The sequence below is a fragment of the Tabrizicola sp. genome (genome assembly GCF_030373185.1).
Lineage (GTDB): Bacteria > Pseudomonadota > Alphaproteobacteria > Rhodobacterales > Rhodobacteraceae > Tabrizicola.
On record NZ_JAUCZH010000006.1, the window covers coordinates 166,326 to 180,191 of the forward strand.

Here is a 13,866-nt window from a genome sequence, read left to right on the forward strand (position 1 = left end):
CCTCAGATGGTCGGTTCGTAGATCGAGGCCGGCAGATCATAGCCCCACTGGCGGAACCGGTCCGAGAAGGAAGACCGGATACCGGTGGCGTTGAAGCGGCCGATGATCCGGCCCGAAGGCTCGATCCCAAGGCGTTCAAAGCGGAAGACTTCCTGCATCGAGATGACCTCGCCTTCCATGCCGGTGATCTCGGTGATCGAAGTCATGCGGCGGGTGCCGTCCTGAAGGCGGCTGGCCTGCACCAGAAGGTTGACGGCCGAGGCGATCTGGCTGCGTACCGCCTTCAGCGGCATCTCGATCCCGGCCATGGCGACCATGTTTTCCAGACGGCTGATGGCGTCCCGCGGGTTGTTGGCGTGGATCGTGGTCATCGAGCCGTCGTGGCCGGTGTTCATCGCCTGAAGCATGTCGATCACTTCTTCACCCCGGGTTTCCCCCACGATGATGCGGTCAGGCCGCATACGAAGCGCGTTCCGCAGGCAGTCGCGCTGGGTGACGGCACCCTTGCCCTCGACGTTGGCCGGGCGGCTCTCCATCCGGCCGACGTGGACCTGCTGAAGCTGAAGTTCCGCCGTATCCTCGATCGTCAGCACACGCTCATGGTTGTCGATGAAAGAGGACAGCGCGTTGAGCGTTGTCGTCTTGCCCGAACCCGTGCCGCCCGAAACGATGATGTTCAGACGGCAGGACACTGCCGCTTGCAGATAGGCCGCCATTTCATCGGTGAAGGCGCCGAACTTGACCAGATCGTCGATCCGCAGCTTGTCTTTCTTGAATTTCCGGATGGAAACCAGCGACCCGTCCACCGCGATCGGCGGGATCATGCAGTTGAAACGGCTGCCATCCTGCAAGCGGGCGTCGCAATAGGGGTTCGATTCATCGACCCGGCGGCCCACGGCGGACACGATCTTGTCGATGATCCGCAACAGGTGGCGTTCATCGCGGAAGGTCACGTCGGAAAGTTCCAGCTTGCCGGCGCGTTCCACAAAGATGCGGCGCGGGCCGTTTACGAGGATATCGTTGATCGTGTCATCCTTGAGCAGCGGCTCCAGCGGGCCAAGGCCCATCACCTCGTCATAAAGCTCTTGCGTCAGTGCAAGGCGGTCTTCCTTGTTCAGGGCGACCGACATCTCGTCCAGCGCTTCCGAGGCAAGCGACGAGATTTCCTGACGCAGGTTCTGTTCGGTGGCTGATTCCAGCGCGGACAGGTTCAGGTCTTCCAGCAGCCGTTTATGGATCTCGACCTTGAGTTCGGTCAGGCGTTCCTTGCGCTTCTTGTCGCGGTCCGCCGCCATGGCCTCGGCGGCGGTCTTTTGCGAGATCGGGGCAGCCATCCGTGCCGTAAGGCCCGGCTTTTCCACCAAGGCCGGATCTGCGGCTACAGCGGCACCGGCGCGTCCGGTCGGCGTGGTCTTGTTGAAACGAGTAAACACGGATCAGCCCCCTACTTCGTCACGACTTGGCGACTTCGACAGATTTATTCAAATCATACAGTGACTTGGCAAGCTTTTGCAGTTCCTTGCGAAGCGGATTCTTTGCGGCGTTCTCGGAAATCGGCAGGCCGTGGTCATTGGCCTGCGTCACCTGTTCGCCGCCATCGGGCAATTGAACCTCGATCTGGATATCAAGGCTTTCCGCCATCCGCTTGACGCGCGCCTTGGCCGAAAGATCGGTGAACTTGGGCGCCCGGTTCAGGACATAGCGCACCTTGTCATGCGGCAAAGCCTCGGCCTTGAGAGCGCGGATGAAGCGCAGGATGTTCTGGGCAGACCGCAGATCAAGCTCCAGAAGGGCAAAATAGACATGGGCGCGGGTCAGGACTGCCTCTGTCCAGGCCACAACTGTTGACGGCATGTCAACAATCACAAAGTCGAAATTTGCCTGCGCCATGTCCAGAATCCGACCCACATCTTCAGGGGTCAGCATTTCCAGCGGCAGCATGTCAGCGGGCGCGGTCAGGACGTACAGCTTGTCGTTGAAGGTCAGCATCGACTTCATCAGGCTGTCGCTGTCCAGGCCCGCCGTGTCGCTCAGTACTTCCAGCACCGCTTCCTTGCGCGGCAGGTCAAGATAGGTGGCGATCGTCCCGAACTGAAGGTCCAGATCGATGATGCAGACGCGGGTTCCCTCGCTGTCGGGAATATTGCACAGTTCCCAGCCAAGGTTTGCCGCGAAGGTCGTGGCACCAACCCCCCCGGCCATGCCATGCACTGGCAGGATCACGCCGTTGCGGTCGCCTTTGGGGCGCGTCACAGCCGAGAACATGCCGGTAACCGGGTCATAGCCTTCCGGCATGACCGGGCTTGGCTTGCGCAGCCGCTCGATCGACTCGTGCAGCGCGCCTTCCGGCAGCGGGTAGGGGACAAAATCATCGGCCCCGAGTTTCAGCATCTGGTGCAGGACCGACGGGCTGACCTGATTGGCGATCAGAAGAACCTTGATCTTCTTGGCCTTCGCCGCCTTGATCACGTCGTTCATCTTCGACAGTTCGCTCTCGTCCTCGCTGTCCACGGCAATGGCGACAAACTGCATGCCCGAACTGTCCGGCTGCTTGAGAAACACCAGCGCATCCTCAAAGTTGAGGTCGCCCCAGGCTTCGCCCAGTTCCTGCTCCATATCGTCGATCAGAAGATCGAATCGCTGCACATCGCGTGAGATTGTGCAGGCCAAGATTGGCGCGGGGTCACTCTGTACTGTTGCTTTGCTCGTCATCTCGCGTCGCGTCCTTTCAGTGCGGTGCGTAAGTATCTGAACTGCCAAGGGTATGTGGCAAGATCAATGCCACGGACAACCCTTGTGGAAGTGCAGACTCCAACCATCGCCGACATAGGGGACACTGGTCAAGAATGGTGGCGATAATTGGGCTAAAAATGCCTGATTCTGGGATTATCACTATACTGGAAACGAAGAGGCCGGGCAGATGGCCCGGCCTTTCCGAAGTCGAATTAGTCAGGCCTCACTCGCCGCCATCGGCTACCGTGCCGCTGTGGGCGCGGGTCGCGCTTGTGACGTATTCGCGCCAGATCACCTCGGCGTACTTGCCGTTCAGCACCAGCGGATGCGACGACACGAAGCCCGAAACCTCGGTCACCGTGCGGCGGTTGCGCATTTCCGGAGCGCTGGTCTGGATGATCGGACGGGTCTTGCCATAGGAAACGACAGCTTCCAGCCGCGACTTGCTGACGCCAAGCGAGGTAAGATAAGCCACCGCCGCCTGTGCGCGGCGCAAGCCAAGCCGTTGGTTGTATCCGGCCGAACCCACAAGGTCGGTATGCCCGAAGACACGGAACCGCACTTCGGGGAACTGGCGAATGAAGGTCGCCTGCTTTTGAAGGATCGACCGCGCCTCATCGGACAGCTCGGCACTGTTGAAGGCAAAGTTGATCGTGTCCGGAACCTCGGCCGCAAAACGCTGGGCCAGGGCAACGGTGTATTCGATCTGACCCGTCTGGATCAGGGTGTTGTTCATCGTGGCGTTGCCGAACTGGCCCTTGTCGACTTCAGAGCCGAGTTCCTTGTCGAAGCTTGTGGTATATTCAGAGCCACAAGCGGCCAGAGTGACAAGAGCAGAGGCTGCAAGCAGCTTTGGAAGCATACTGGTCATCATCTCACTCCATCACATAGCCGTAGGAACTGCTGAAGTCCTGCCGGGCCACTTCGCCCGCGCCGCCGCTTTTCGGTCCGGTCGCAACTTTGCCGAACAGGAACAGATCACGCTCGGTCGGGATGCGCACCCGGTCGGTCGGCAGGGCAAGCGCCTCTCCGGCCACCGGGGTCACCAGATGCGGCGTGATGATCACGACCAGTTCGGTCTGTGCGCGTTGATAATCCGAGCTGCGGAACAGCGCGCCAAGGATCGGAATATCCCCGATCCACGGGATCTGCGATGCTCCATTCCTGAAGTCGTCCTGCAAAAGCCCGGCAATCGCAAAGCTTTCACCGTCGCGCATTTCGACCGTGGTCGAGGTCTGACGCTGGCGGAAAGCCGGAATGACCGTGCCATCGGACTGTGTGAAGCCGTTGGTCGTATCGATGGATGATACGGCGGCGTCAATTGTCAGGTTGATGATGTCCTGATCGACCACGACGGGGGTAAAGTTCAGTTCAACACCGAAGGGTTTGTAGCTGACCGTGATCCCGCCCGAATCCGATTCTCCGGGAACTGGATACTCACCCCCGGCAAGGAACTTCGCCTCTTGCCCGGAAAGTGCGGTCAGGTTTGGTTCGGCCAGGGTGCGGACCATGCCCTTGCTTTCAAGGGCTTCAAGCAGAACCTCGAACTCCAGCCCGCCGATCGACCCGCCAAGGCCGATTGCGCCGTTGGGGTTGCCGGACACCGTGATCGGCAAGCCAAGCCCGTTGGCACCCTGAAGGTAGGTTCCGCTTTCACCACGAAGCCTGCCGCCATCGCCTAAAGCCACCGAAGACGAGAAGCCTTTGGAAACCGTGCGGCTCATCTCGGCGAAGCGGACTTTCAGCATCACCTGCTGGGTGCCACCGACCACCATCAGGTTCGACACCCGGTCAGGTGCGTAGCGGTTTGCCAGATCCAGCGCCCGGTCCAGCTTGGCGGTCGAAGAGACCTGACCCGACAGCACGATGCCATCATTCGCGGTGCGCACTTCGATCGGTTCGCCCGGAAGGATCTGCTGGAGCCGCTCCTTGAACTCGGCGATGTCGGGCGTGACATGCACGTCGACGTTCGAGATCAGTGCGCCTTCCGGCGACAAGAGTGTGAGCGTCGTTCGCCCCGGCGCCTTGCCCAGAACGTAGATGGAGCGGTCCGACAGGGTAGAGATGTCGGCAATGCCCGGGTTCGCGATCGACAGTTCCGCAAACGGAACGTCACTTTCAACGACAACGGCCCGGTTCATCGGAACGTTCAGTGCGCCTGATGCCTGACCCTGCAAAACACGCAGGACTTCGGCGGTAACCGGAGTCATGACTGTCGATGCAAGAAGCGCACCGAGATAACCCGCAACAAGAATTCGTTTCATGTTCATGTGATCTGCCCTTTCGACCACGCCTCTGTAGGGTCTTGGATGCCCTTATCTCGGCCAGAATGCAGTAGGTGCCGTTTATTTGCAATAATCAATTGGTTGGAAGGTTTTGTTGATGTGGGCAAACTGCAACAGACCGCAATGTCTTGCAAAATGAATGGGGCGCGACCCCATATGATGTGGCCGCGCCCCGCAGATATTCCACCGCATCAATCGCGGCAGGGAATGACCGTCTCCACTTCCTCGCCACCCCGGCGAGACTTGATAGTGCAGACTTTTTCGACTTCCTTCGGTGCTTCGACAACAACCTGCTCCCGCTCGATCCCAAGCATGGAGTCGGTGTTGACCTCGATCCTGTCGGTGACGATGTCATCGCCGCTTCCAACAAGCGACATGGACAGACGCCCGGTCGATTGGGCTTGCGCCAGGCGGGCAACCTGCTCTGGCGTGGCTGCGACGGTGACTGTTCTGGCATCGCCCGTGCTGACGGTCTGGGCTTCGTTGAAGGCGTTGTCGACCGCAATGATCTGGATCGAGCTTTCGATCAGCCGTGTGACTTCGCCGTTCATGCCCGCCACGCCGCCGGTCCAGTAGATGTCGATGTAGTCATCGGGCTTGACGAACCCCGAGACGCCCGAAGCAACGCCGACCCGGATCGCAAAGGCGCGCTGGCCGGCCCCGAGTTTGGCGGTAAGCCCGGCAAGCTGCCCGGGTTCGGTCAGGCGGCTGGCCAGAACCGGCTCGAACGCTTCGGTGGGGCGCATGACATAGCGCGGCCCGGGCGCATTTTCCGGGAACAGTTCCGCCTGATCGCGGAAGATCGTCGGAGGCAATGCCCGCTCGGGCCAATAGATCAGCTGAACGTCACCCTCTTGCAGCGCGTCGCCAAAGTTGAGGGGCTTGTTGAAAACAAAGACCTCGACCAGCCTGCCGGCCTTCTCGTTGAATGCGCGCTCGTTCTGAAGCAGGACTTCCGTCTGCTTGATGTAACCCTGGATCATGTAGACAGCAGCACCCGCAAGGGCCATGCCGACGACGAGAACCAATCCGAACACTGCTCTCATTTTCTTCCCCTACGCTCTGCGGCTCTGTCGGGTTTCGATCTTAATATCAGAAGGGCGCCCCTTCAAGCCAATGGCCGGGCGCCCCGTTGGCAGCAGGTGGACAGCTCTGCCCTATTCCATGAACTTCTTGTACTCGGCGACAGTATCGCCGATCTTCTCGCCGTTTTCAAAAACGGCACGCTGGATCGGAGGCGCGACGATGACCGCCAGTATCACGACCCCAGCGGTGAGAACCACCCAGTCAACCGTGACTGCCCCAGTTTCGTCCGTAACAAAGTGCTTCAAACCAAGCATACCGGCTCTCCGATTTATGGCACCATACTTCTCTTAGCCCAATCTTGACGGCCGATTGCGGCGAAACTTTAGCCGAGATCAGACAATTCGTGGCAGGAGATTGCATTTTCTGGTCGGTCTTGCGCTGCGCGTCAACTACGCACAACAAAAAGGGCCGCGTCCGGAAGGACGCGGCCACTCAAGAAAAGGATCTTCCGGATCAGTTGCCGGCAGCGATCATCTTCGAACCGGCCTTGTCGACTTCTTTGCCGATGTCGTCTGCCAGGCCCGAAATCGCCGGCTGGATGTAGGTGAAGACAACCAGGCCCAGGCCGACGATGGCAGCGGTCAGCACCACCCAGTCAACGGTCACGGCACCGGATTCGTCTTTCAGAAAAGCGGAGAACTTGGTCATGGTCATAATCCCTTCCTAAGGTGTTCACTTGTCAGTCAACCGCTTCGACTGGCTATCGTTTGCGCCGCTGCCGTTCGGTATGCACTTATATGACCGGCCAATCGTGGCATCAGTTTGAACAGAGGTGAAGGTTTTTCTTGTTCCTCGAAGATTCCACCGAATCTGGCATAACTAAATGAATAGTAACAATAAAAATCTTAACCGGATGTTGACGGGCTTGGGTTAGGCCGTGGTTTTTCGGTCAATTCTGGCGGAAATGCCATGATTCAGCGGCGAAAGTGCTGGCTCGAAGGGGGCGAAACTGCGATTCTCCGACGAAAAGAACAACAAGCAGGCACCCAGCCGATGCGGCAGACAGTCAGGTTGATCTCAGTGATTCTCTGCGCGGTGGCTCCCTTCGCCGCCGCTGCGGATGATTTCCAGTTCAAGCGCGTCAAGGTGGGCGAGGGCCTGCCGGGCAAGCGGATCACCGTCCAGATCGATCCGGAAGAACAGGCCCGCTATCTGGCCTCGCTGCCCAAGGTCGACCCAAGGCCGAAGCGTAGCGAAGAGGCCGAAACCCCCAAGGCCGACCGTGACGGCCCGCTTGCCCCCGCCCCCGCGCCGAAATCTTCCTATGCCTGGTTCTGGGACACCGTACCACCGGGGGTGAAGGATGTGTCAGGCCGGTTTGATCTGGCCTTGGCGACATTGTCGCTTGGGCCGGATGGCAAGACCGTCAACGCCCCGCGGATGCAGCACATGCAAGAAGTCGCCAAGACCTATGGCAAGGATATCCTTCTGGCCACCATCGGCACTGATGTTTCGCCCGCTCTGGTGCTGGCCGTGATCGGAATCGAAAGCGCCGGACGGTCCGATGCGGTCAGCCATGCCGGGGCGGTCGGGCTGATGCAGTTGATTCCGGCCACCGCCGAACGCTTCGGGGTGACGGATTCCAAGGATCCGGCGCAGAACATCAAGGGCGGTGTGGCCTATCTGGATTGGCTGCTGAACGAGTTCAACAACGACCCGCTGATGGTCCTTGCAGCCTATAATGCGGGCGAGGGCGCGGTGAAGGCCAATTCCGGCGTGCCGCCTTACGCCGAGACACGCGATTACGTGCCGAAGGTGCTGGCCGCATGGCAGGTGGCGCAGGGCCTGTGCCTGAGCCCGCCACAACTGGTAACCGATCCTTGCGTCTTCAAGGCCATCGCAGCGGGCGGGTAATCCCGCTTCCCCACCCTGTCAGACAAAGACATCCGCCTCTTCGTCTCCCCTGCGGATGACATAGCGCCCCTTGGAGGCGCCATGTTCGCGGCTGATCAGGGCCTCGGCCATTCAGCCCACAATGGTGGCTTCGGTCGCGGCGCGGAGTTCCGCCTCGGTCACGCCATCGGCCAGTTCCACGATATGCAGCCCCTTGTGACCAACATCCAGGACGCCAAGGTTGGTGATGATCCGGTCCACCACCGCCTTGCCGGTCAGGGGCAGGGTGCATTCGCGCAACACCTTGGATTCGCCGTGCTTGCTGGTGTGGTCCATCACCACCACCACCCGGCCCACGCCCGCCACCAGATCCATCGCCCCGCCCATGCCCTTGACCAGTTTGCCCGGGATCATCCAGTTCGCGAGGTCTCCCTTCTCGCTGACCTCCATCGCGCCAAGGATCGCCATCGCGATCTTGCCGCCCCGGATCATCGCAAAGGACTGAGCCGAGTCGAAATAGGCGGTCTGCGGCAGTTCGGTGATCGTCTGCTTGCCTGCGTTGATCAGGTCGGGGTCTTCCTCGCCTTCAAACGGGAACGGCCCCATGCCCAGCATGCCGTTTTCCGACTGAAGCGTCACATGAACGCCTTCGGGGATATAGTTGGCGACCAGCGTCGGGATGCCGATGCCAAGGTTGACGTAGGTGCCGTCCTGAAGTTCCTTCGCCGCGCGTGCGGCAATCTGGTTGCGGTCCCACATCAGACAGACTCCTTCTTGCGCACGGTGCGCTGTTCGATGCGTTTTTCATGTGGTCCGGTGACCAGACGATGCACATAGATGCCCGGCAGGTGGATCGTGTCGGGGTCAAGTGACCCAAGCGGCACGATCTCTTCAACCTCGGCCACGCAGATGCGGCCACAGGTGGCGGCGGGAACGTTGAAATTCCGTGCGGTCTTGCGGAACACAAGGTTGCCCGACGTGTCGGCCTTCCACGCCTTCACGATGGCCAGATCGGCCACGATCCCGCGTTCCAGAATGAAGGTCTCACCGTCGAAATCGTGGTGTTCCTTGCCGTCGGCAATGACCGTGCCGACGCCGGTCTTGGTATAGAACCCCGGGATGCCCGCACCCCCGGCCCGCATCCGTTCGGCCAGCGTGCCTTGGGGGTTGAACTCCAGCTCCAGCTCGCCCGACAGATACTGGCGCATGAATTCCGCGTTTTCCCCGACGTAGGACGAGATCATCTTCTTCACCTGCCGGGTTTCCAGCAGCAGCCCCAGACCGAACCCGTCAACGCCCGCGTTGTTTGACGCGACCGTCAGCCCCTTGACGCCACTGTCACGGATCGCCGCGATCAGAAGTTCCGGGATACCGCACAGGCCAAAGCCGCCTGCCGCGATCAGCATGCCGTCCTTCAAGACCCCGTCCAGCGCCGCAGCGGCACTTGGAAATACCTTGTTCATTCCTGCTCTCCCCCACCGGTTCCACGCCGCCACATCGAAAGGGCCGGAAACTTCGGACCCGGCAATCCTGAAAGATTGCGCTGCCGACTGCCATCCGTAAGAATACGTAGATCGCTACGTATAAGGCTTGCCCATGGCCACCCCCGATTACGAACGCCTCGCCTTCCGCCATGCACCTGATGCCACGCTGATCCTTGCCGAAAGGGTGATCCTGCGCGCCAGCCTGCGGGTGGAGGCGGTATTCGGCTGGAGCCCGAAGGAACTGGAGGGCCAGTCGATCCGCCTCCTGTACCCCGGCCAGACCGATTATCAGGTGATCGGGGAACGGGCGCGCAAGGCGATGCTGGCCCAGACCATCTACCGCGACGAACGTTTCATGCGCCACAAGGACGGGCAGGCGCTGTGGATGGAAGGGCGCGGCACCGCCCTTGACCGGGATGATCCGCAGCGGTTGGCGATCTGGACCTACCGCCCGCTGGAGGCTGACCCGGGGCCGGGCGACCTTCTGACGCCCACCGAAAAACGCATTGCCCGCTATCTGGTTAATGGCTTCACCTCAAAGGAAATCGCGCAGGCGCTGGCGTCGTCCCCCCGCACGGTGGAGGTTCACCGCGCCAACATGATCCGCAAGATGAAGGTCAGGAACAGCTTTGAACTGGTCAGTCGCCTGCTGGCCGCGCCGGGGGCGGTAGAGGGCTGATCAGTCAATGTGCCAGCGGTTCAGAAAGGCCGTGGCATTGTGCTGGATATAGTCGATCTGCACCTTGTCATCCGTGTCGCCCTTCCAGAACTGGCCATCAGCATACCAGCCAAGCTGAAGCGCCATGTTCTCGGCCGCTGTCTGCAAGGCGGCAGCGCGCAAGGCAGGGGGAAAGCGGCCCGGCCACTGGTCGCAAAGCCCGACGAACCGGGTCAGCGCCTCGGACCGGCAGGCGATGGGCGTGGACATGCGCCGCCTGCGATAGGCGTCATCCTCGATCATGGCGGTGATCAGGTCGGTGAGGTAGCCGGTCAGGCGCCCAGCATCGATCAACCCGCGCGCTGCCGCTTCGCAGGCGGCATAGGCCATCCAGTGACTTTGTTCCGCCACGCCGTAGCGCCGGGCGATCAGGGCTTCGGTCGTGGCCAGAAGCCTTGGGTCAGAGCAGCCGGTGACGAACAGGCCCAGCAGAACCTCGCCGGTATAAAAGGCGCTGCGGAACGGCAAAACCGTGCCATCCGTGATCAGCCGTTTGTGCAGGAAGTCGTTGTCGGCAATCTGGACCAGCGCATAGGTCTGCAAGCGGGGGATCATTTCCTCCGGCCCCGGCAACCCGGCCGCGGGCAACCCGTGCTGACAGGCGCGGCGGTATTCTTCCAGCATCACCAGAGCCAGCCCGATGCCTCCGGTCTTGACCGCCCCCTTGGTGACAAGCGCGAGGCTTGGCTCGGAAATCCACAAGGGGCGCTCGAACTTGCCCGTGGCATAGGCGACGGCCCGGTCAAGTGCCGCGCGTCCGGCCGGAGCAAGCGGCAGCGCCAGTTCGTTCAAGGCCCGCAGCATGAACCACAAAGTCCCGCAATGGCGCAGCATGTTGTAGCCGTCCAGCATCACATCGGGCCGACCGGCGCGATGGGCATAGACGAAGCGCCCGTTGTCCCGGACAAGGCCCAAGAGATGCGCGAAGCTGGCCTCGACGACGCCGCGGCAATGCGATCGGGTCTGGGTCTTGGGCGCCATCATTCGGCCTCTCTACCGGACGCAGTCTTGTGGGTCCGATGAAAAATTGTCAAATCATCCAAAATGCTGGCGGGGTCTTTCGGCCCCCGGCAAAGCCGCTATGCTGCGCCCGATGACCGACCCTTTGACCAGCCTCGCAAGCCCGCGTGGTGGAACGGTAGACACAGGGGACTTAAAAGAGTCTGGTAGGCATTGATAAAAAACAAGATTCTTCTGTCAGTAGACGAAAAGCAGACAGATGAGCCTCTGAGGCCAGTATATATAGTGACTGTGGGACTGACTGAGGGCCTAAGTTACCGCCCAATCTGCCTCTTAGCTTCTTGCTCCTCGTGCCACTCCTTCACCAGCTTGCAGAACTCGCCGATCCACGGAGACCAGATAACCTGCTCTGTCTCCCCAAGAGGGATGAAGCCCGGATGGTCTTCGGGATCAAGAACCCACGTTCCGATGATCTCCCCGTCCTTGGTGATAACATCGCCGCTTAGCTTTTCCCTGTCGCCGTAACCGTCCAGTATCACATGCCAATGGTCCATGAGTTTCTTCTCCTGCTACCAGAGGTTGCAACTTACCAGAGGTAAGGCGAGGAGGGCCAGAGCTACAGACCATCTCATCTGCTTAGGGTTCTTCAAGTTGACTGATCGGCAGGCCGGTGAGAGGCTTCATCAAAGCTGGCCGAGGAGACTTACGTGACAACCAGTGCTGTAAGCGAAGTCTATAGGAATGTGCATGTCTTCCTACTCGTGGATTCCGCTGAAGTCCGAGTTGTGGCAATGGTTCCTCAGTCCGAAAATTGGTTTATGATTGCTGAGGAGAAGCTAATCTATAGCAGAACCTTCAATAGCGAAAGTGAGGCAGAGCAGTTCCTGAAAGAAAATGAACTTCCATACGCTACCTGTCAGTTAGAATCTGTTTCGTCACAAGTACTATATGCAAAGAAGGGATATCACAAGGAATCTGAGTTCACTTCCAAGTATCTATGTAAGGTAGTACTAAACTACAATCAGCGGGAGCCAAAGTTCAGAACAAAGAAAGAATCCCAGATTTATCACAGCGGATACCATCCTAGGAAGGTTATTGCAATTGAAAGTAACGTAGCGGTAGGATCACCAAGCGAGGTGGAGATATACATGAGTAAGGTATCGCAAAGGTACCCGAACTTCATACCACCTATCGAGGAAAAGATGCTTTCGCCTTTGAAGGGCAAAATCGGAGACTATCTGCCCTACGCACTTGCAGTCCTCGCAATCGGCTTTCTAATCGGAACGAACTGGTGATAAAATTAGCGAGCAAAAAGAAAAGCCCCATGGAGGCGACCACAGGGCTTAAGCAGTAAGTCAGGCTTTGGGGACTTACGCCGCTAGGAGCGTAACAGCATCATCAAGTTGACTATCGTTAACGAACTCGTCAGCGAAGCTGACAGCCTCTTCCTTATTGTCTAGGAAGTCCTCAAGCAATGCCTTCATCCTAGGTGAAGCAAGGTAGAGAGACACATAGTCACCCTCTCTAAGCCTAGACCTCATCACCCACTGTATTAGCTCACTTAAGGCCCACTGGTCCTCCTGTTCCTTGTTCCATCCTAACCATTCCTTCTCGGCAGGATTAAGCCTAAGGTCATTGAGGTAAAGGGCATGGCTACAGTGCCGATATTTGTTGGTTCCTCTGGTAGTCTTGGGAAGGAAGTTGCATAGACTAAGCTTGCTGCCCTGAGCAAATAGACCCTTGGGCTGGTCGTTCTGGGAATGCCATTTGGATTTGTTGCAAGACAGCATTATGTTCTCAGCTTCTACTCCCTTAAGCTCCCTGCCTCTCAGGTTCATCAGGGCAGTAGAAACCTTCTTGGCTCCTTCCTTCCTCATCTTCTCTTGGGCTGTATGGGTCATCTGAGTATCCCGAAGGGCAGGGATATCCTTGACCTCTAGTCTTTGTCGTAATCCATGCTTGAAAGCTGAATCATCCGACCTGTCGATTCTGAAAGGAATCCCAAGCCTCCGAAGGTATCCCACCATCTGACTGCTTTCAGCTTGGTAGGTTAAGACAGTACAGCTTAAAGGACTGGTGAACAGTTCCACCGGCACAATCGAGACAAAGAATCCCTTGCCTTCTACCTTATACAAGCTCCCCTGCTTGGCTTTCTGATACAGGTCATTGCGTACAGTAGGGGCTAGCTTCTCTGCCTCTTGGCTATGGGTAATCCACTTGGCAGTAGGAGTAACTCTACCAGTGCAAGGATCGACTACCGCATAGCCTTCTCCGATATAGACCTTCTCAAACACTTCTTCCTTTACGCCATGAATGCTTTCAACACAGTCAAAGACCTCATCAATCAGGACGTGGTACTCACTGAGGTCTGTTCTGTCCAAGTCCACTAGGTCGAATAGCTTGTGAGTGCAGACTATGTTGTTACCCTCTAGAACATTCTCCCTCAGCCAGTCTGACTTGTTGCTGTCGTCTGGTGCTGCCTCTAATGGTATTCCGGCCTGATTTTTCCACCTGTCTACCTCAGACAAGAAGGGGACTACGATTAGGTACTGTCGCCTAGGGTCAAGTGATGCAATCTGCTCTGTGGTCTTTCCTGCTCCACAAGGCTTATCAATAAATCGAATATCAGTCAAAATATGCTCCAAGAAATATGCTGCTGGTGAAATGGGGGGTAGGGTAGCCTAAATTGGGGAGAATAGGCCCAGTAAAATAAGGCGAAAAACTCCCCAACTTTTAGCTATCGGGTACTACCCTACCTGAAGCTCCC

General features: G+C 58.5%; 15 protein-coding genes. 3 read left to right on the plus strand and 12 right to left on the minus strand.

The features are described 5' to 3' along the window. Positions 1-2: 2 nt before the first annotated feature. The 7 genes from QUV21_RS13180 to QUV21_RS13210 form a co-directional block, all read right to left on the minus strand. Complete coding sequence (locus QUV21_RS13180) at positions 3-1,433, minus strand: CpaF family protein (protein WP_300855567.1); 1,431 nt, start codon at positions 1,431-1,433, stop codon at positions 3-5. Between the two features lie 19 nt (positions 1,434-1,452). After that, the gene (locus QUV21_RS13185) at positions 1,453-2,712 is read right to left on the minus strand and encodes an AAA family ATPase (RefSeq protein ID WP_300855568.1); all 1,260 of its coding nucleotides are present in this window, start codon (positions 2,710-2,712) and stop codon (positions 1,453-1,455) included. A gap of 244 nt (positions 2,713-2,956) precedes the next feature. Continuing rightward, entirely contained in the window at positions 2,957-3,604 is a 648-nt protein-coding gene (locus tag QUV21_RS13190; protein ID WP_300855569.1) for an OmpA family protein, read from the minus strand. 4 nt (positions 3,605-3,608) lie between these two features. Then, positions 3,609-5,003: a type II and III secretion system protein family protein gene (locus QUV21_RS13195; protein ID WP_300855570.1), complete on the minus strand. Its 1,395-nt coding sequence runs from the start codon at positions 5,001-5,003 to the stop codon at positions 3,609-3,611. A 206-nt stretch (positions 5,004-5,209) separates the two neighbouring features. Further along, positions 5,210-6,064, minus strand: coding sequence for a Flp pilus assembly protein CpaB (gene cpaB / locus QUV21_RS13200; RefSeq protein WP_300855571.1), 855 nt, complete (start codon positions 6,062-6,064; stop codon positions 5,210-5,212). A 111-nt stretch (positions 6,065-6,175) separates the two neighbouring features. Next, complete coding sequence (locus QUV21_RS13205) at positions 6,176-6,358, minus strand: hypothetical protein (protein WP_300855573.1); 183 nt, start codon at positions 6,356-6,358, stop codon at positions 6,176-6,178. A gap of 199 nt (positions 6,359-6,557) precedes the next feature. Beyond that, positions 6,558-6,752, minus strand: a complete 195-nt coding sequence (locus QUV21_RS13210; RefSeq protein WP_300855633.1) for a hypothetical protein — start codon at positions 6,750-6,752, stop codon at positions 6,558-6,560. A gap of 345 nt (positions 6,753-7,097) precedes the next feature. Here QUV21_RS13210 and QUV21_RS13215 point away from each other — a divergent pair, with 345 nt between their 5' ends. Beyond that, positions 7,098-7,958 carry a lytic transglycosylase domain-containing protein gene (locus QUV21_RS13215; RefSeq protein WP_300855574.1) on the plus strand — a complete coding sequence of 287 codons (861 nt, stop codon included), beginning with the start codon at positions 7,098-7,100 and terminating at the stop codon, positions 7,956-7,958. A 111-nt stretch (positions 7,959-8,069) separates the two neighbouring features. Here the strand turns inward: QUV21_RS13215 and QUV21_RS13220 are convergent, their stop codons facing one another. Both QUV21_RS13220 and QUV21_RS13225 read right to left on the minus strand, forming a co-directional pair. After that, on the minus strand, positions 8,070-8,699 hold the full coding sequence (locus QUV21_RS13220) for a 3-oxoacid CoA-transferase subunit B (RefSeq protein ID WP_300855634.1): 630 nt from the start codon (positions 8,697-8,699) through the stop codon (positions 8,070-8,072). Further along, positions 8,696-9,400 carry a CoA transferase subunit A gene (locus QUV21_RS13225; protein ID WP_300855575.1) on the minus strand — a complete coding sequence of 235 codons (705 nt, stop codon included), beginning with the start codon at positions 9,398-9,400 and terminating at the stop codon, positions 8,696-8,698. The genes QUV21_RS13220 and QUV21_RS13225 overlap by 4 nt, the downstream gene beginning before the upstream one ends. A 133-nt stretch (positions 9,401-9,533) precedes the next feature. Here QUV21_RS13225 and QUV21_RS13230 point away from each other — a divergent pair, with 133 nt between their 5' ends. Continuing rightward, the gene (locus tag QUV21_RS13230; protein WP_300855577.1) at positions 9,534-10,100 is read left to right on the plus strand and encodes a LuxR C-terminal-related transcriptional regulator; all 567 of its coding nucleotides are present in this window, start codon (positions 9,534-9,536) and stop codon (positions 10,098-10,100) included. Here the strand turns inward: QUV21_RS13230 and QUV21_RS13235 are convergent, their stop codons facing one another. Together QUV21_RS13235 and QUV21_RS13240 are read right to left on the minus strand one after the other, a co-directional pair. After that, positions 10,101-11,123, minus strand: a complete 1,023-nt coding sequence (locus QUV21_RS13235) for a hypothetical protein (RefSeq protein ID WP_300855579.1) — start codon at positions 11,121-11,123, stop codon at positions 10,101-10,103. Between the two features lie 290 nt (positions 11,124-11,413). Beyond that, on the minus strand, positions 11,414-11,653 hold the full coding sequence (locus QUV21_RS13240) for a hypothetical protein (RefSeq protein WP_300855580.1): 240 nt from the start codon (positions 11,651-11,653) through the stop codon (positions 11,414-11,416). Positions 11,654-11,806: 153 nt separating this feature from the next. On the opposite strand from QUV21_RS13240, the gene QUV21_RS13245 reads away from it, so the two are divergent. Continuing rightward, on the plus strand, positions 11,807-12,394 hold the full coding sequence (locus tag QUV21_RS13245; protein WP_300855581.1) for a hypothetical protein: 588 nt from the start codon (positions 11,807-11,809) through the stop codon (positions 12,392-12,394). Positions 12,395-12,469: 75 nt separating this feature from the next. Here QUV21_RS13245 and QUV21_RS13250 read toward each other — a convergent pair whose 3' ends face one another. Then, positions 12,470-13,732, minus strand: a complete 1,263-nt coding sequence (locus QUV21_RS13250) for a DEAD/DEAH box helicase family protein (RefSeq protein WP_300855582.1) — start codon at positions 13,730-13,732, stop codon at positions 12,470-12,472. Positions 13,733-13,866: the final 134 nt, after the last annotated feature.